Source organism: Burkholderia sp. Bp8998, assembly GCF_003854235.1.
In the GTDB taxonomy this organism is placed as follows: domain Bacteria; phylum Pseudomonadota; class Gammaproteobacteria; order Burkholderiales; family Burkholderiaceae; genus Burkholderia.
The window spans coordinates 201,087-217,124 of sequence record NZ_QTQF01000001.1 but is presented as its reverse complement, the minus strand read 5'-3'; the positions used below and the strand labels follow the sequence as shown (position 1 = coordinate 217,124).

The 16,038-nt window shown below is 68.2% G+C and carries 14 protein-coding genes; 7 read left to right on the top strand and 7 right to left on the bottom strand.

The features are described 5' to 3' along the window. Positions 1 to 21 precede the first annotated feature (21 nt). Positions 22 to 660 carry a LysE family translocator gene (locus DIE06_RS00975; protein ID WP_124659749.1) on the bottom strand — a complete coding sequence of 213 codons (639 nt, stop codon included), beginning with the start codon at positions 658 to 660 and terminating at the stop codon, positions 22 to 24. Positions 661 to 959: 299 nt separating this feature from the next. On the opposite strand from DIE06_RS00975, the gene DIE06_RS00970 reads away from it, so the two are divergent. From DIE06_RS00970 to DIE06_RS00955, 4 genes are all read left to right on the top strand, one after another. Beyond that, positions 960 to 2,336: an FAD-containing oxidoreductase gene (locus tag DIE06_RS00970; RefSeq protein WP_124659748.1), complete on the top strand. Its 1,377-nt coding sequence runs from the start codon at positions 960 to 962 to the stop codon at positions 2,334 to 2,336. A gap of 293 nt (positions 2,337 to 2,629) precedes the next feature. Next, positions 2,630 to 3,859 (top strand): cyanate transporter, encoded by a 1,230-nt coding sequence (locus tag DIE06_RS00965; RefSeq protein WP_124659747.1) that lies wholly within the window; start codon positions 2,630 to 2,632, stop codon positions 3,857 to 3,859. Between the two features lie 149 nt (positions 3,860 to 4,008). Further along, on the top strand, positions 4,009 to 4,779 hold the full coding sequence (locus tag DIE06_RS00960) for an ABC transporter substrate-binding protein (RefSeq protein WP_124659746.1): 771 nt from the start codon (positions 4,009 to 4,011) through the stop codon (positions 4,777 to 4,779). 274 nt (positions 4,780 to 5,053) lie between these two features. Then, complete coding sequence (locus tag DIE06_RS00955; protein WP_124659745.1) at positions 5,054 to 6,613, top strand: methyl-accepting chemotaxis protein; 1,560 nt, start codon at positions 5,054 to 5,056, stop codon at positions 6,611 to 6,613. Positions 6,614 to 6,709: 96 nt separating this feature from the next. Here the strand turns inward: DIE06_RS00955 and DIE06_RS00950 are convergent, their stop codons facing one another. The 6 genes from DIE06_RS00950 to DIE06_RS00925 all read right to left on the bottom strand — a co-directional run bounded on the left by DIE06_RS00950 (position 6,710) and on the right by DIE06_RS00925 (position 12,879). Further along, positions 6,710 to 7,093, bottom strand: a complete 384-nt coding sequence (locus DIE06_RS00950; RefSeq protein WP_124659744.1) for a hypothetical protein — start codon at positions 7,091 to 7,093, stop codon at positions 6,710 to 6,712. A gap of 131 nt (positions 7,094 to 7,224) precedes the next feature. Continuing rightward, positions 7,225 to 8,697: an amidohydrolase family protein gene (locus DIE06_RS00945; protein ID WP_124659743.1), complete on the bottom strand. Its 1,473-nt coding sequence runs from the start codon at positions 8,695 to 8,697 to the stop codon at positions 7,225 to 7,227. A gap of 111 nt (positions 8,698 to 8,808) precedes the next feature. Further along, the gene (locus DIE06_RS00940; RefSeq protein ID WP_124659742.1) at positions 8,809 to 10,287 is read right to left on the bottom strand and encodes a sodium:solute symporter; all 1,479 of its coding nucleotides are present in this window, start codon (positions 10,285 to 10,287) and stop codon (positions 8,809 to 8,811) included. Next, a complete protein-coding gene (locus tag DIE06_RS00935; RefSeq protein ID WP_014900269.1) occupies positions 10,284 to 10,496 on the bottom strand; it encodes a DUF3311 domain-containing protein in 213 nt (70 codons plus the stop codon). The genes DIE06_RS00940 and DIE06_RS00935 overlap by 4 nt, the downstream gene beginning before the upstream one ends. A 39-nt stretch (positions 10,497 to 10,535) precedes the next feature. Next, on the bottom strand, positions 10,536 to 11,663 hold the full coding sequence (locus DIE06_RS00930; protein ID WP_124660042.1) for a porin: 1,128 nt from the start codon (positions 11,661 to 11,663) through the stop codon (positions 10,536 to 10,538). Between the two features lie 298 nt (positions 11,664 to 11,961). Next, complete coding sequence (locus DIE06_RS00925) at positions 11,962 to 12,879, bottom strand: IclR family transcriptional regulator (RefSeq protein ID WP_124659741.1); 918 nt, start codon at positions 12,877 to 12,879, stop codon at positions 11,962 to 11,964. A gap of 294 nt (positions 12,880 to 13,173) precedes the next feature. On the opposite strand from DIE06_RS00925, the gene DIE06_RS00915 reads away from it, so the two are divergent. Genes DIE06_RS00915 through DIE06_RS00905 form a run of 3 tightly spaced genes read left to right on the top strand, consistent with a single transcriptional unit; the run spans position 13,174 to position 16,037 of the window. Continuing rightward, positions 13,174 to 14,256 carry an ABC transporter ATP-binding protein gene (locus DIE06_RS00915; RefSeq protein WP_124659740.1) on the top strand — a complete coding sequence of 361 codons (1,083 nt, stop codon included), beginning with the start codon at positions 13,174 to 13,176 and terminating at the stop codon, positions 14,254 to 14,256. After that, positions 14,257 to 15,246 (top strand): ABC transporter permease, encoded by a 990-nt coding sequence (locus DIE06_RS00910; protein ID WP_124659739.1) that lies wholly within the window; start codon positions 14,257 to 14,259, stop codon positions 15,244 to 15,246. Beyond that, positions 15,243 to 16,037 carry an ABC transporter permease gene (locus DIE06_RS00905; RefSeq protein WP_124501447.1) on the top strand — a complete coding sequence of 265 codons (795 nt, stop codon included), beginning with the start codon at positions 15,243 to 15,245 and terminating at the stop codon, positions 16,035 to 16,037. The genes DIE06_RS00910 and DIE06_RS00905 overlap by 4 nt, the downstream gene beginning before the upstream one ends. The last annotated feature ends 1 nt before the right edge of the window (position 16,038 follow it).

Below are 16,038 nucleotides of genomic sequence, written 5' to 3'. Positions count from 1 at the left end.
CCGACGCGCCACCGCCTGCCGTCAGATGCCCGCCTTCGGCGCGTTCAGGATCAGCCGCAGCCCGAGCAGCGTGATCGCGCCGGCCGCGACGCGGTCGACCCACTTCTTCGCGCGCAGGTAGAGTTCGCGCGGCCGGCGGGTCGAAAAGCACAGCGCGACGATCGTGTACCAGCCGAATTCGACGCCGAACACGAGCGGCGGCAGTGCCAGGTAGCACCACAGCGGCGGATGCTGCGGCAACAGCGCCGCGAAAATACTGCCGTACCAGATCGCCGTCTTCGGGTTGCTCAACTGGGTCGTCAGGCCGATCCAGAACGACTTGCGCGCGCTGCCGGCGACGACGGCCCGCGAATCGTCCATCGCGATCGGCCGGTCGGCGCCGCGCCAGATCTTCGACGCCATGTAGATCAGGTACGCGCCGCCCGCGAGCTTGAGCCCCACGTATAGCCATTCGACCGCCTGCAGCAGCGTATAGAGCCCGGCCAGCGCGACGCCGCCGAACGCGATCCCGCCAACGCCCATGCCGAGCGCGGTCGCCAGCCCGTCGCGGCGCGACAACCCGATCGAATTGCGGGCGACCAGAACGAAGCTGGGGCCCGGAATCATCGCGCCAAGCCACAGCGCGGCCAGAATGGCGAGTACGGCAGCCGATGCAGTCATCGAAGTCTCCTTGGTCAGCGACGCCGAAGCGCCGGCGCCCGCGTGTCGTCTCGTGTCGAATCCCGACGGTGAAGCCGTTGATTCTGGCACGCTTCGCGGGCCGCCGGAAGCACCCGCGCGCTGCGCGCAGTCATGCCGGCGACTTCTTGCAACACGCCGCATCCGGCACCGTCCAATGGCACTCGCGAGCACGGGCCAACCGGTCTACCATAGGCGCTCGTCGCCGTTCGGGCGCGCGCCGGCACGGCATGCGGCTTGCGCGTCCCCCTTCCCACGTTGAACCCGCGCAGGAGGACGTCATGACGCAACACTTCGACGCGATCGTCATCGGTACGGGCCAAGCCGGCCCCCCGCTCGCCGCGCGGCTCGCGGGCGCCGGCATGAAAGTCGCGATCGTCGAGCGCGGCCGCTTCGGCGGTACCTGCGTGAACACCGGCTGCATTCCGACCAAGACGCTGATCGCGAGCGCCTACGCCGCGCAGCTCGCGCGGCGCGCGGGAGAATACGGCGTATCGATCGGCCCCGTCAGCGTCGACATGAAGGCCGTGAAGGCGCGCAAGGACCAGATATCCGGCCGCTCGAACCACGGCGTCGAGCAATGGGTGCGCGGGCTCGACAACACGATCGTGTTTCAGGGTCACGCCCGATTCGAGCGCGCCGACGCGGTGCGCGTGGGCGACGATCTCCTCGAGGCCGACCGCATCTTCATCAACGTCGGCGGGCGCGCGCAGGTCCCGTCGATGCCGGGCCTCGACTCGGTGCCGTACCTGACCAACTCGACGATGATGGACGTCGACTTCCTGCCCGAGCATCTCGTGATCGTCGGCGGCAGCTACGTCGGGCTCGAATTCGGCCAGATGTATCGCCGCTTCGGCTCGCAGGTCACGATCGTCGAGAAAGGGCCGCGCCTGATCCGTCGCGAGGACGAGGACGTGTCGCAGGCCGTGCGCGAGATTCTCGCGAACGAAGGCATCGACGTGCAGCTCGACGCGAACTGCCTGACCGCGCGGCGCGACGGCGACGGCGTCGTGGTCGGCCTCGACTGCACCGGCGGTGCCCGCGAGGTCGCGGGCTCGCACCTGCTGCTCGCGGTCGGCCGCGTGCCGAACACCGACGATCTCGGGCTCGAGCAGGCGGGCGTCGCGACCGACTCGCGCGGCTACATCACGGTCGACGACCAGTTGCGCACCAACGTGCCCGGCATCTGGGCGCTCGGCGACTGCAACGGGCGCGGCGCGTTCACGCACACCGCGTACAACGATTACGAGATCGTCGCGGCGAACCTGCTCGACAACGATCCGCGCAAGGTGTCCGACCGCATCACCGCGTATGCGATGTACATCGATCCGCCGCTCGGCCGCGTCGGCATGACGCTCGCGGAAGCGAAGCAGACCGGCCGCCGGCTGCTGGTCGGCACGCGGCCGATGACGCGCGTCGGCCGCGCGGTCGAAAAAGGCGAGAGCCAGGGCTTCATGAAGGTGATCGTCGACGCGGACAGCCATGCGATTCTCGGCGCGTCGATCCTCGGCGTGACCGGCGACGAGGTCGTGCACGGGCTGCTCGACGTGATGGCCGCCGGCGCGCCGTACACGACGATCAGTCGCGCGATGCACATCCACCCGACCGTGTCGGAGCTCGTGCCGACATTGCTGCAGGATCTGCATCCGGTCGATTGAAGGAAGGCGGGCACGCGCCTGTCCGGCGCGTCGGGTTCGTGCGCGCGTTGTCTGCGTCGCAGCGGCGTCGAACCGTATGCGCTTGCGCGATGTCGTCGAACGCGAACGTGCGGTCGATCGACGGCTTCAGCGTGCCGACCCGACGGCCTCGCTCATCCGGCCCCGTCACACCGCGCCGCGCCATCGCGTTCCGCACTGATTGCCAGTCGAATATTTAATTTTCATCTGGACAAGCGCGCCTTTACCCTTTCGGCATCGCATCACAGGGCCACCGGCCCCCCTGGAGCATTCCGATGACCGACCCCGGCACCGCGCAAGCCGTTCCCCGCCCGCACGCGGCGTCCGTATCCCATGGCGCGCTCGCGCTGCTGGTGCTGGCCGGCCTCAACCTGCGTCCGTTCCTGACCGCGTTCGGCCCCGTGCTCGACCTCGTCCGTGCCGACACCGGACTCGGTTTCCGCGCGGCCGCGCTGCTGACCACGCTGCCGTTCGTGCTGATGGGTGTCGTCGCCGGCGTCGGCGTCGGGCTCGCGCGGCGCGTCGGCGAGCAGCGCGCGCTGATCGCCGCGCTCGCGTTGATCGCCGCGGGTTGTGCCGCGCGTCTGTGGGGCGGCAACAGCGCCGGGCTGGTGGTCACGGCGATCGTCGCGGGTGCGGGCGTCGCCGTGGTCCAGTCGCTCGCGCCGGGCCTCGCGAAACGCTGGTTCGTCGACCGGCTGCCGCTCGCGATGGGCCTCTACTCGGCCGCGCTGGTCGGCGGCGGTGCGTTCGGCGCGGTCGCGAGCCCGTGGCTCGCCGCGCACGGCGGCTGGCATCTGTCGCTCGCCGTCTGGGCGTTGCCCGCGCTCGTCACGCTCGCGCTGTGGCGCGCGAAGGCGCCGCGCGACGCGGTGCATGCGGCGGCGGTATCGGCGCCCGTCACCGCGTTCGTGCGGATTCCGCGCGCATGGCAGCTCGCGCTGTTCTTCGGCCTCAGCAACAGCGGCTATGCGAGCCTCGTCGCGTGGCTGCCCGCGTTCTATCGCAGCGTCGGCACGAGCACGCAGGCGAGCGGCAACCTGCTCGCGTGGATGGCGCTGTTCCAGGCGGCCGGCGCGCTCGCGATGCCGATGCTCGCGAAACGCTCGCACGATCGCCGCCCGGTGCTGTGGCTCACGCTCGCGCTGCAGACGGCGGGCTTCGTCGGCTTCGCGACGATGCCCACACTCACGCCGTGGCTGTGGGTCGCGAGCGTCGGCGTCGGGCTCGGCGGCTTCTTCTCGATGAGCCTGATCGTCACGCTCGACCACCTGCCCGACGCGCGGCTCGCGGGTGCGCTCGCCGCGTTCGTGCAAGCCATCGGCTTCCTGATCGTCGCCGCGAGCCCCTGGTTGATCGGCTGGCTGCGCGACGCCGGCGGCGGCTTCGCGATCGCGTGGTGGATGCATATCGGCGTGATCGCGGCGATGGTCGCGCTGAACGCCATGTTCTCGCCCGCCGGTTACCGGCGCAGCATGGCGCGCATCACCGGCGCCGCGCGCTGACACGGCCCCCACGGATTCCCTGATCCGGACGATCGCCGGCCGCTTCCGGCGCTCGTCCAGCCGCCCGCGCATGGCCGGGCGCGGGCCGTCACGCCCACCGGCCGCCTATCGCTTCACCCCAACAACATCAATCGGTCATGGAGACAGTCATGAAAAAGCTCGTCATCGCCGTCGCGCTCGCGCTGACGGCAGGCGCCGCCGCCGCGAAAGACCCGGCCGTCCTGCGCCTCGGCGTCGATCCCAGCTACGCGCCGTTCGAATCGCTCGCGCCGGACGGCAAGCTCGTCGGCTTCGACATCGACCTCGGCAACGCGATCTGCGAACGCATGAAGGTGCGCTGCGTGTGGATCGAGAACGCCTTCGACGGGATGATCCCGGCGCTGAAGGCACGCAAGTTCGACGGCGTGCTGTCGTCGATGAGCGTGACCGAGAAGCGCCTCGCGCAGATCGCATTCACCGACAAGATCAACAACGTGCCGCCGCGCCTCGTCGCCCGACGCGGCGCGAACCTGCAGCCGACAGCCGAGTCGCTGGCCGGCAAGAGCGTCGGCGTCGAGCAGGGATCGACGCAGGAAACCTATGCGCGCACGTATTGGGAGCCGAAGGGCGTGATCGTGCGCACGTACCAGACGCAGGACCTCGTCTATCAGGATCTGATTGCCGGTCGCCTCGATGCGTCGCTGCAGTCGTCGGTGCAGGCGGATCTCGGTTTCCTGAAGACCGCGAAGGGCGCGAACTTCGAATTCGCCGGGCCACCGCTGCACGATCCGAAGACACTCGGCGTCGGTTCCGCGATCGGCGTGCGCAAGGATGACGACGCGCTGCGCACGCAAATCAACCAGGCGCTGGCGAGCCTGATTCAGGACGGCACGTATCAGCGGATCGCGAAGAAATACTTCTCGTTCGATATCTACAACTGACGGGACGCGGCCGGCTGCGACTGCTTGCCACCGGTTTCGGCCGGTGGCAGACGCGTGCGTCGGCACGGTCGTCTTGCGTCTGCCCCCAATCTCCCCCTTCTGTCGGATTCCTCCGCATTCACGTCGCATGCAGACAAAAGCTTTCGTTCCCCGCCGCCGTTAACTCGTTCGCAGTCCCGGCGCCCCGCATTGCGAAGCGGCGCCTGTCGTCGTTCGTGATCCGGAATCCATATCCGCCGTCGGCCGCCCTTCGGGCCACCGGCAAGGGAACGTCATGCGTAAACTCACCATCCGCGGCGGGCTCGTCGCGACCATCGCCTGCTATACCGTGCTACTCGTACTGGTGGTCGGCGCCTGCATCGCCGCGCTCTATGCGGGCAACGGCTCGCTGGAAGCGATGTACCGCGACGACACGGCGTCGCTGCTGCACCTGAAAACCAGTTCGGAGCGCATGCTCGTGTTGCGCGAACGCGTGAGCGACGTCGGGCAGATCATCAGCGCCGGCCAGCCGGCCAAGGCGGAAATCGCGCAACTCCATACGCTCCTCAAGCAGAGCAACGACGAACTGGATGCGTACTCGGGCCTGCATGCGCGCGACGCCGACGAACAAGCGTTGTTCGATACGCTGCAGAATCGCCGTCGCGCACTGCTCGACCAGATTTTCCTGAAGGCGATGGCGCAACTCGACCACGACAATTCGTTCGATTTCCTCGACACGCTGCGCACGGCGCCGCCGGCGCTGTTCGGCGCCTACCAGGATGCGATCGACGCGCTCGAATCGTTCCAGGTCGCGCGCCAGAAGGCGCGCTACGATGCGGCCGGCGAGCGCTTTCACCGGATCGTGTGGGCCATGGCGGCGGTCGCCGCGTTCGCGCTGGTGGTCGGCGTCGTCGCGCAACGCGTGCTCGCGAAGGCGATCATCGCGCCGATCCATCTCGCCGTCGCGCATTTCGACAGGATCTCGAAAGGCGACCTGACCGGCACGGTCGTCATTCCCGGCGAAAACGAAATGGCGTATTTGTTGAATGCGCTGAAGCGGATGCAGGACGGCCTCGTCGAAACCGTGAGCCAGGTGCGCACGAGCACGGAGACGATCGTCGGCGACGTCCGCACGATCGCGAGCGGCAACGTCGATCTTTCCGCGCGTACCGAGCAGCAGGCCGTGTCGCTGCAGCAGGCCGCGGCGAGCGTGGAGCAGCTGACCGCAACCGTGCGCCAGAATGCGGACAACGCGCGCGATGCACGCACGTATGCGGAAGGTGCGGCGGGAATCGCAGCGAAAGGCGGCGACGCGATGCAGCGTGTCGTCGAAACGATGTCCGCGATTTCAAACAGCTCCGCGCGGATCTCCGGCATCGTCGGCGTGATCGAAAGCATCGCGTTCCAGACCAACATCCTCGCATTGAACGCCGCCGTCGAAGCGGCGCGCGCAGGCGAACAGGGGCGCGGCTTCGCGGTGGTCGCGACCGAGGTGCGGGGGCTCGCGCAGCGCTGCGCGTCGGCGGCGAAGGAGATTCGCGAACTCATCGGCAATTCGACGCAGCGCGTCGAAGACGGCAGCGGTCTCGTCGCGCTCGCCGGCTCGGCGATGACCGAACTCGTCGTCGCGGTCGAGCGCGTGAACGCGATCATGGGCGAAACGAGCATCGCATTCGAAGAGCAGTCTGCCGGCATCGAGCAGGTGAATGCCGCGGTCATCCAGATGGAGCAGACGATGCAGCGCAACGCCGCGCTGGTCGAGGAAGCGGCGGCCGCGGCGCTGTCGCTCGAGGATCAGGGCGCGCGGCTCAGCGATGCCGTCGCGCAATTCCGTCTTCGAGAAGCGGCGGCGTGATGTAACCGGCCCGACTCGGGCCGGCCGGCACGACACCCGAGCCGCGGCCCGGTGCGTTGCCGGCAATCCGTGGATCGTCCGGTGTGCCGCCGGCGACTACGCCACCCGTTCCAGCAGGTCCGTCGCGAACGACTTCGCATGCGCGATGGCCTCCTGCGCATCGGGGAATACACCGAGCTGCTCCCAGTGCTCTTCGGCCGCGTAGGTTCCCCTCACCGCCAGCGCGCGCTGCACGCGCAACTGCGCCGCGTATCTGCCGTCGTCCAGTGGCAGGGCCGTCGCGACGACCTTGTGCGGCGGGCTCGCTCTCTCCGGCTGAACCAGCTCGACGGCGCCACCGGCCGTGCCGACAGCCATCAACTCGTTCCTGGCCTTGCAGTCCGGGCAGTAGAAGCACCATCCCGCGTCATCCTGAAGCGACCTGACCTGGCCGCGCGCCAGCACGGCGCGACATTCAACGTTCTCGCAGATGAACGGCATAGCAGTCTCCGAAGTTGTTTGAGAGAAATCCTAGCATGTCCGTCCACGGCGAAACCAGAAAAAAAGCCGGCCCCAAACGGACCGGCTTCGCCGACATTGCGCCGCGCAAACCTCGGCCGGCGCGGCATCGATCAGTAGTGACTGCGCCCCCACAGCGTCTTCGGCTCGTCGAGCAGGCGACGCAATCCGCTGCGCTCGATCATCGTCTCCGCGACGTCCGTCACGCGCTCGAGAACCTCGTCCTCGTCGACCGACAGCACGCGACGATCCTCCATCAGCACGCGGCCGCCGACCATCGTCATGCACACGTCGGCCGCGTTCGCGAAGCACGTCACGCGATACACGGGCATGTTCATCGGCATCATGTGCGGGCGAAACAGGTCGACAAGGATGACGTCGGCGAGCTTGCCGGCTTCGAGCGAGCCGATCTCGCGATCGAGCGACAGTGCCTTCGCCGCGTCGATCGTCACCATTTCCAGCACCTTGCCGTGCGGCAGCACGTCCGGGTCGCGGAAGTGGCGGCGATGGTAGTGCATGCACTGCCACATGTGGCGGAACATGTCGTAGCCGCGGTCGGGCGCCGCGCCGTCCGACGCAATCGCGACCGTCACGCCCGCATCGATCAGCTCGGGCACCGGGCAGCGGCCGATGATCGACATGATCGCGCTCGGGTTGTGGACGATCGCGGTGCCGGTTTCCACGCACGCGGCGATGTCGTCGTCGGTCAGGTCGATGCTGTGCGACATGAACGACGCCGGGCCGAGCAGCCCGAGCTCGCGATGCGCGAACGCGAGCGTGCCCGCGCGATGGCCGTCCTGCGTGAACGTCAGGCCGCGCTCGCGCGCCAGCGCGCCGTAGCGCGCCGCCTGGTCGCGGAAGTCGCGCTCGTACTGCGCGAGTTCGGGGTCGTGCCCGGGGCCGTACACCGGCAGTGTGAGCGCGATCCGGATCCGGCCGTCGGCATCGCCGTGGCATGCGTCGACGATGCGCTCGCACACGTCGTACATCGTGTCGAAATCGATGTCGCGCGTCGCGCTGCCATCCGGCGTGTGGCGCGTGTACGCACGCGGCGCGGGCGGGCGCGACGGGCCGACGGCGACGATCGAGCGCGTGCCGGTGCGCACCACCGCGTCGCAATGGCGCCGCGCGTAGACGGGATCGTCGACACGCATGATCGAGTTGCCGCCGCCGAGCAGCGACACGCCCGTCGTCACGCCGGCCTTCAGCCGCTCGAGCGCCGCGAGGTGCGATTCGGTTTCCCAGAACGCTTCGTCGGATGCGCGCGTATAGATCGTCTCGGCCGCGGCCGACCACGCATCGCCGTCCGCGCCGCCGATCGTGCGCAGCATCGCGTGGCCCGCGTGCGCATGCGCATCGATCAGCCCCGGCAGCACGGCCTTGCGGCGTGCGTCGATCGTGCGCGCGGCACGGAAGCGCGCCTGCAGCGCCGCGGCATCGCCGACGGCGACGATCCGATCGCCCTTCACGGCAACCGCGCCGTTCTCGATCACGCGCCGCAGCGGGTCCATCGTGATCACGCAGCCGTTCGCGATCAGGGTGTCGATCGCGTCGCGCCGATCGTCGGCCTGGTCCTCGGTAGTCATCGTTTGGTGTCCTGTCTTGATGCGAAATGGTTCGAGTGCCGCCGAACGTGAAAACCGCCGGGCAGCTGCCCGGCGGCTCGACGGCTCGACGGCGGCAAGATCAACGGGCTGTCACGCGGAGCGGACCGGCGCCGCCACCCGCGCCTTCAGCTTGCGCTGCACCGCGCTGATCGCGATGAACACCACCGCGTTCACGGCGAGTGCGACCAGCCCGGGGTTGATCGACGTCAGCGTGCTCGATGCGCCGGGGAACAGCGATGCGAGCGTCACGCCGTAGTAGTTCGTCATCGCGATCACGATCGCGCCGGCGACGATCCCCGCGAACGCGCCTTCCCGCGTGCCGAACGGCCGCTTCAGGAAGCTCGACGCGAGCATCGGCACGAGCTGCGTGAGCAGGCTCGACGAGAAGATCGCGAGCGTGACGAAGGTCGCGCCGCCGCGCAGCACGAAGTACACGACGACCAGCGTGAAGATCGGCAGCGCGATCCGCGCGACGCGCGTCACCTCGCGATCGGTCGCATTCGGCGCGAAGCCTTCGCGATAGATGTTGCGCGCGATCGTCGTCGACGCGTTCAGCATGATCAGCGAGCCCGGCACCAGCGCGGTCAGCAGGCCCGTGCCGCCGACGATGCCGACGAACCACGCGGGGAACGTCTGCTTCACGAGGCGCAGCAGCGCGAGGTCGGTCTGCGCGCCTTCGAGCCCGTGCACGGTCATCACGGCCGCGAAGCCGACGAGGAACAGGAACGCGATCAGCACCTGGTACAGCGGCATCAGGATCACGTTGCGGCGCAGCGCGCGTTCGTCCTTCGCGACATAGATCGCGGTGAAGCCGTGCGGGTACAGGTAGTAGCCGAGCGACGTGAGCAGGATCGTCGAGTTGTACCAGCTCAGGTTGAAGCCGTGCTCGGGCATGCGCAGCAGTTCGGGATGCGCGGCGTCGAGCTTCGCGAACATCTCGCCGAGACCGCCGTAATAGTGCATCGGCAGGTACAGGCCGAGGAAGATCGCGATCGCGAGGATCAGCACGTCCTTGAAGATCGCGATGCTCGCGGAGCCATGAATGCCCGACACGACCATGTAGACCGCCATCAGCGTCGCGGCGATCCAGATCGCGGCCGATTGCGGGATCAGCCCGTACGACATCTCCGACACGATCACGCCGAGGCCGCGCAGCTGGATCATCAGCAGCGACACCATCGCGAACACGGCCACCACCGACACCAGCACGCCGATCGCGCGGCTGTCGTACTTCGATGCGAAATAATCGGCGAACGATACGAGCCCGCGCGCCTTCGCGTAGCGCCACACCGCGGGCAGCATCCAGTAGCCGATCACGAACGCGAGGCAGCCGTACGACAGGATGTAGAACGCGGGCACGCCCTTGCTGTAGGTCCAGCCGCTCGCGCCGAGGAACGAGAACGTCGAGAACGCCTCGCCGGCCATCAGCAGGAACGTGAGCAGCGAGCCGAAGCCGCGCCCGCCGACCGCCCACTGCTCGAGCGTGAGCTTGCGGCCGCGCCGCGCCATCACGCCGATCGCAAGCGCGAACACGGCGAACGCCGCGATGATGATGATCGATGCGTTCATCGCGCGTCTCCCGTGCGGCCGTCGCGGGCCGCGTCGCGCTCGTCGAGATGGAACAGGATCGCGAGGATCGCGGCGGTCGCCGCCATCCAGATCAGGTTCCACACGAGCAGGAACGGCAGGCCGAACAGCAGCGGCCGCACCTCGGCGATCGAGCCGCCGGTGTACATCCCGACGAACGGCAACGCCGCCAGCAACAGTTTGAATTTCATTTCCGTCTCCTCCGGAAGACGCGCGAACGCGTCAGGACATCAGAACTTCTGGCGGATGCCGACCACCACCGCCACCTGCGACGTCGACGACGACGGGCCGTCGGTCCCGTCGATCCACGCATGGCCGACGCCCGACGACGCCTTCTGGTAGAAGCCGTTCACGTACACGTCGGTGCGCTTCGACAGCAGGTACTGAAGACCGGCCGACACCTGCTGGTAGTGGCCGTCCTCGCCGCCGCGCGCGACCTTGGTGTACGTGTAGCCGGCCGCGGCCATCAGCGCGGGCGTGATCAGGTAGCGCACGCTGCCTTCGTAGTTGCTGAAGCGCAGCGCGCCACCCGTCGCCTGGCCGAAGTTCGAGCCCGTATACAGCAGCCCGAGCGTCGCCTGCCCGATCGTGTAGTTGCCGCCCGCGCCCCAGATCTGCTGGCGCACCGCGCTCGACAGGCCGGCGCCGAACACCGACGCCGATCCCGGGTAGTAGTTGTCGGATGCGACGGCGCCGGTCGCGCTGGCCGCCGGATGGTTCACGCGCGCATACGCGGCGCCTGCGTTCAGCGGCCCGTTCGCATACGTGACGCCCGCGCTCCAGCTGTTGTCGTTCGCGAAGCCCGTCGAGTTCGAGAAGCCGTACACCAGGTTCGCCTGCAGGCCCGCGATCGTCGGCGACACGTACTTCACCGCGTTGTTGGTGCGGAACGTGTTGTTGATGTCGTCGTTGTCGAACGGGTGCGTCGAGTACTGCGCGAGGAAGCTGCTCATCTGCAGCGAGCCGAGGATGTCCTGCGTCGAGTTGTACTGGCGGCCGAGCGTCACCGCGCCCCAGTTCGCGCCGCTCAGGCCGACCCAGGCGGAGCGGCCGAACATCCGGCCGCCCTGTCCGAGCGCGCCGTTCGCGACGTTGAAGCCGTTCTCGAGCCGGAAGTTCGCCTTCAGGCCGCCGCCGAGATCCTCGCTGCCAATCAAGCCCCAGCGCGGGCCCGATTCGTTGCCGCCCGTGAACTGCCACAGCGCATGGCCCTTCGCGTTGTTCGTATAGGTCACGCCGGCGTCGACGATCCCGTACAGCGTCACCGTCGACTGCGCATGCGCGGCGCCGGCGAACACCATCGCGATGGCCGCGCTCATGCACGCGGCGCCCGTCGTCCTGCCCATCATTCGCACCATCTCCGTCATCTCCTCTCCAAACCGTCTTGTCGATGTTGTGTTCTGTTGTGTTGATGCTGGCCATACGCGCCGGTCGGCTTGTATAGACAGTGGCTGGATGGTATCCAGCCGCAATCGCATCAAGAAATGAAATGTTCAACTGGACAGCAGTTGAAAATCGAATGGAGAGGAAGCGCGTCGGCCGCGTGTGCCGCTGCAAGAAAAACGAAAGCGCGCGAGTCCGCCGGACAACGCGCGCTTAGATCTGATGTGAAGGGCTCGCGTAAGCAAGCTGACGGAATGGCGACGCCCGCGGCGACTATGCGGTTTTCCCGGATAGCCCGTGCATCGGCCGCCGCAATGCGGCATCGAACGGGTTCGTGCGCGGGCCGATCGCGTCGGCCTGGCGCCTGAGCAGTTCGACGATCATCGGCATCCGGTCGTCGCCGAGGCGCGACGCCAGCGTGCCGACGCTCAGCGCGCCGACCGGATAACCGGTGCGATCGAGGATCGGCACCGCGACGCCGGCCATCCCGTCGAGCACGCCGCTGTTGCGGCCCGCGTAGCCGAGCTGGCGCACGCGTTCGATCTCGGTGCGCAGGTAGACCTCGTCGAGCACGCCGTAGCCTCGAACGCGCGGCACGTTGAAGCGGATCACTTCCTCGCGCTCGGCTTCCGGCAGGAACGCGAGGATCGCGAGGCTGCCCTGCCCGACGCCGAGCGCGACGCGCCCGCCGATGTCGCCGGTGAACGAGCGGATCGGGAACGGCCCTTCGCACAGGTCGAGACACACCGCGTCGAAGCCGCTCTTCACGAGCAGGAAGATCGTCTCGCCGAGGCTCGCGCACAGCCGCAGCAGCGCGGGCCGGCACAGCGTGCGCATGCTGCTCGGGTTGCCGGCCAGCGCGGCGAGCGCGAAGAAGTCGACGCTCAGCCGGTACAGCTTCGACTGTTCGTCCTGCTCGACCATCCCTTCGGCGATCAGCGATTGCAGGATCCGGTGCGCGGTGCCCTGCGTGAGGCCGACGGCCTTCGCTAGGTGCGTGACGCGCACGCCGTCCTGCTGCATGCCGGCCAGCGCGCGCAGGATCGCGAACGCACGCTGCAACATGCCGGTGCCCGGCGCGCCGGCCGCATCGGCGACTTCGGCGACTTCGGCGACCTCGCCGACAGCGTCCTCGTCCGGGGACGGCAGGCGCGCGGCACGCGACATTCCGGGCGATTGGGGTTCCTGCATGCCGGCTCTCCTCGAGGATTTCGTTGAACGGAATATGCGAGCCGCCATTGTCGGCCCGCCGGCATGCCGCGGGCATTCGGGTGTGCACGGGATTGACGCGCACTTTTCACCACCTGATCGCCCCTCATTCAACGGAACGATTTACATGCGACTCTCCAAATCATTCCGTTCATCGGAATTTTCCTGAAATTCATCCCGTTGAGCAGAATTCGAAATTGACGCGCCGAAATATGGCTGGCTAGAGTCCGCGTCAATGACGCACCGGCCATGCGGTGTGCGAACCCGGAGCTCCCCATGTCGTTTCTCACGCTTACGGATCTGACGAAATCGTTCGGCGAGCTCACCGCCGTCGCCGACGTCAACCTGTCGGTCGAACAAGGCGAATTCGTGTCGCTGCTCGGGCCGTCGGGCTGCGGCAAGACCACGACGCTGCAGATGATCGCCGGCTTCGTCGACGTCACGCGCGGCCGCATCGCGCTCGACGGGCAGGACATCACGCACATGAAGCCGAACCGGCGCGGGCTCGGCATCGTGTTCCAGAGCTATGCGCTGTTTCCGCACATGAGCGTCGCGGAGAACGTCGGCTTCGGCCTCGACATGCGCGGCGTCGACAAGGCCGAGCGCGCCGAGCGCATCCGCGCGGCGCTCGCGCTCGTGCGCCTCGATGCGCTCGCGCACCGCTTTCCGCGCGAACTGTCCGGCGGGCAGCGGCAGCGCGTCGCGATCGCGCGCGCGGTCGTGATCGAGCCGCCGGTGCTGCTGCTCGACGAGCCGATGTCGAATCTCGACGCGAAGCTGCGCGAGGAGATGCAGTTCGAGCTGCGCGCGATCCAGCGCAAGATCGGCACGACGACGATCATGGTCACGCACGATCAATCGGAAGCGCTGTCGATCAGCGACCGCGTGGTCGTGATGGAAGCCGGCCGCATCACGCAGACCGACACGCCGTACCGCGCGTACGAACGCCCGGAGAACCACTTCGTGTCGCAATTCATCGGCAAGGCGAACCTGCTGCCCGGCACGATCGTCGCGCATGACGGCGACGCGATCCGCATCGACCTCGGCCACGATCTCGCGGAGACGGGCCGCACCGCGCACCTGCCGGCGCGCGAGCGCGACGTGCGCATCGGCGACGCCGTGTCGGTCTGCATCCGCCCCGAGAAGCTGCGGCTGTGCGCGCCGGGTGCGGGCCGCTTCGCCGCGACCGTCACGAGCCGCTTCTTCCTCGGCAGCCAGTGGCTGTACCGCGTCGACAGCGCGCTCGGCGAAGTGCTCGTGTGCTGCCAGAACGAAGGCGCGGAGCCGCTCGCGGAAGGCGCGCGGGTCGGCGTCGACTGGCACAGCGACGCGGTGCGCGTGATGCGCCGGGAGGCCTGAATGGGACAGCCTGCCCGCCCGCTACCCACCGACGGCGCTCCGGCCGCGCTCGCGCAATCGACCGCGGCCACCGCCTCTGCCGATACGGCGCCGCCCCGCGCCGCCGGCGACCGCACACTGCGCGCGACGTGGCGTGCGCATGCGCCGTTGTGGCTGATGTGCGCGCCCGCGTTCGCGCTGTTCGCCGCGCTCGTGCTGGTGCCGCTCGCGATGACCTTCGCGCTCACGTTCTACCGCTACGACCCGGCCACCGGCCCGATCGCCGCATTCCAGTTCGGCAACTACGCGGAGGTGCTCGGCTCGTCGTACTTCCACGCGATCTTCGCGCGCACGTTCGGCATCGCCGCGCTGACCACCGCGATCTGCGTCGCGATCGGCACGCCGGAAGCGTACGTGCTGTCGAAAATGCGCGACCCGTGGCGCTCGCTGTTCCTGCTCGTGATCCTCGCGCCGCTGCTCGTGTCGGTCGTCGTGCGCGCGTTCGGCTGGAGCATGCTGCTGAACACCGGCGGCCTCGTGAACCAGGCGCTCGGGCTCGCCGGCCTCGGTCCGTACAAGCTCGAGTACACGACGTTCGCGATCGTGATCGGGCTGGTGCACGTGATGCTGCCGTTCATGGTGATTCCCGTGTGGACCGCGCTGCAGCGGCTCGATCCGCAGACCGAGCACGCGGCGCTGTCGCTCGGCGCATCGCCGTTCACGACGCTGCGCTGCATCGTGGTGCCTCAGCTGATGCCGGGCGTGCTGTCGGGCAGCCTGATGGTGTTCGGGCTGTCGGCGAGCGCATTCGCGATTCCGGGCCTGCTCGGCGGACGCCGGCTGAAGGTCGCGGCGACCGCCGTCTACGACGAGTTCCTCGGTTCGCTGAACTGGCCGCTCGGCGCGACGATCGCGGTGCTGCTGCTGGTCGCGAACCTCGTCGTGATGCTCACCTACTACCGCGTGCTCGAACGCCGCTATGCGCGCAGCCTCGGAGGCGCTTCCCGATGAGAAAGAACGGCCCCTTCGCGCTGGCGTTTCATACGCTCGTGATCCTGTTCGTGCTCGCGCCGCTCGTGATCGTCGTGCTCGTCGCGTTCACGCCCGACGAAACGCTGACGCTGCCGACGCACGGGCTGTCGCTGCGCTGGTTCCGCGCGATCCTCGACTATCCCGACTTCGTCACCGCGTTCGCCAACAGCGTGAAGCTCGCGTTCGCGTCGGCGACGCTGTCGCTCGCGATCGCGCTGCCCGCCGGGCTCGCGATCGGTCGCGCGACCTTTCCCGGCCGCGCGTTCCTGAACGGCCTGCTGCTGTCGCCGCTCGTGATCCCCGGCCTCGTGCTCGGCATCGCGCTGCTGCGTTTCTTCGCGCTGATCGGCGCGACCGGCTCGTTCGCGTGGCTGGTGGTCGCGCACATGATCGTCATCACGCCGTTCGTGATGCGGCTCGTGCTCGCATCCGTCGCCGGCCTCGACCGCAGCGTCGAGCAGGCCGCGTGCTCGCTCGGCGCCGATCCGTGGACGACGTTCCGCCGCATCACGCTGCCGATGATCGTGCCCGGCATCACTGGCGGCTGGCTGCTCGCGTTCATCAACAGCTTCGATGAACTGACGATGTCGATCTTCGTCACGTCGCCGCAGACGGTCACGCTGCCGGTGCGCATGTACATGTACGCGACCGAATCGATCGACCCGATGATGGCGTCGGTATCGGCGCTCGTCATCTTCATCACCGCCGGCGCGATGCTGCTGCTCGATCGCGTGTACGGCCTGAACCGCATCCTGATCGGCCAACACTGAC

What these genes read in the sequence shown, in the direction of transcription:
- DIE06_RS00975 (WP_124659749.1), bottom strand. Translation starts at nt 660, where the DNA reads ATGACTGCATCGGCTGCCGTACTCGCCATTCTGGCCGCGCTGTGGCTT.
- DIE06_RS00945 (WP_124659743.1), bottom strand. Translation starts at nt 8,697, where the DNA reads ATGACTACCGAGGACCAGGCCGACGATCGGCGCGACGCGATCGACACC.
- DIE06_RS00930 (WP_124660042.1), bottom strand. Translation starts at nt 11,663, where the DNA reads ATGGTGCGAATGATGGGCAGGACGACGGGCGCCGCGTGCATGAGCGCG.
- DIE06_RS00955 (WP_124659745.1), top strand. Translation starts at nt 5,054, where the DNA reads ATGCGTAAACTCACCATCCGCGGCGGGCTCGTCGCGACCATCGCCTGC.
- DIE06_RS00960 (WP_124659746.1), top strand. Translation starts at nt 4,009, where the DNA reads ATGAAAAAGCTCGTCATCGCCGTCGCGCTCGCGCTGACGGCAGGCGCC.
- DIE06_RS00965 (WP_124659747.1), top strand. Translation starts at nt 2,630, where the DNA reads ATGACCGACCCCGGCACCGCGCAAGCCGTTCCCCGCCCGCACGCGGCG.
- DIE06_RS00910 (WP_124659739.1), top strand. Translation starts at nt 14,257, where the DNA reads ATGGGACAGCCTGCCCGCCCGCTACCCACCGACGGCGCTCCGGCCGCG.
- DIE06_RS00925 (WP_124659741.1), bottom strand. Translation starts at nt 12,879, where the DNA reads ATGCAGGAACCCCAATCGCCCGGAATGTCGCGTGCCGCGCGCCTGCCG.
- DIE06_RS00915 (WP_124659740.1), top strand. Translation starts at nt 13,174, where the DNA reads ATGTCGTTTCTCACGCTTACGGATCTGACGAAATCGTTCGGCGAGCTC.
- DIE06_RS00940 (WP_124659742.1), bottom strand. Translation starts at nt 10,287, where the DNA reads ATGAACGCATCGATCATCATCATCGCGGCGTTCGCCGTGTTCGCGCTT.
- DIE06_RS00970 (WP_124659748.1), top strand. Translation starts at nt 960, where the DNA reads ATGACGCAACACTTCGACGCGATCGTCATCGGTACGGGCCAAGCCGGC.
- DIE06_RS00935 (WP_014900269.1), bottom strand. Translation starts at nt 10,496, where the DNA reads ATGAAATTCAAACTGTTGCTGGCGGCGTTGCCGTTCGTCGGGATGTAC.
- DIE06_RS00905 (WP_124501447.1), top strand. Translation starts at nt 15,243, where the DNA reads ATGAGAAAGAACGGCCCCTTCGCGCTGGCGTTTCATACGCTCGTGATC.
- DIE06_RS00950 (WP_124659744.1), bottom strand. Translation starts at nt 7,093, where the DNA reads ATGCCGTTCATCTGCGAGAACGTTGAATGTCGCGCCGTGCTGGCGCGC.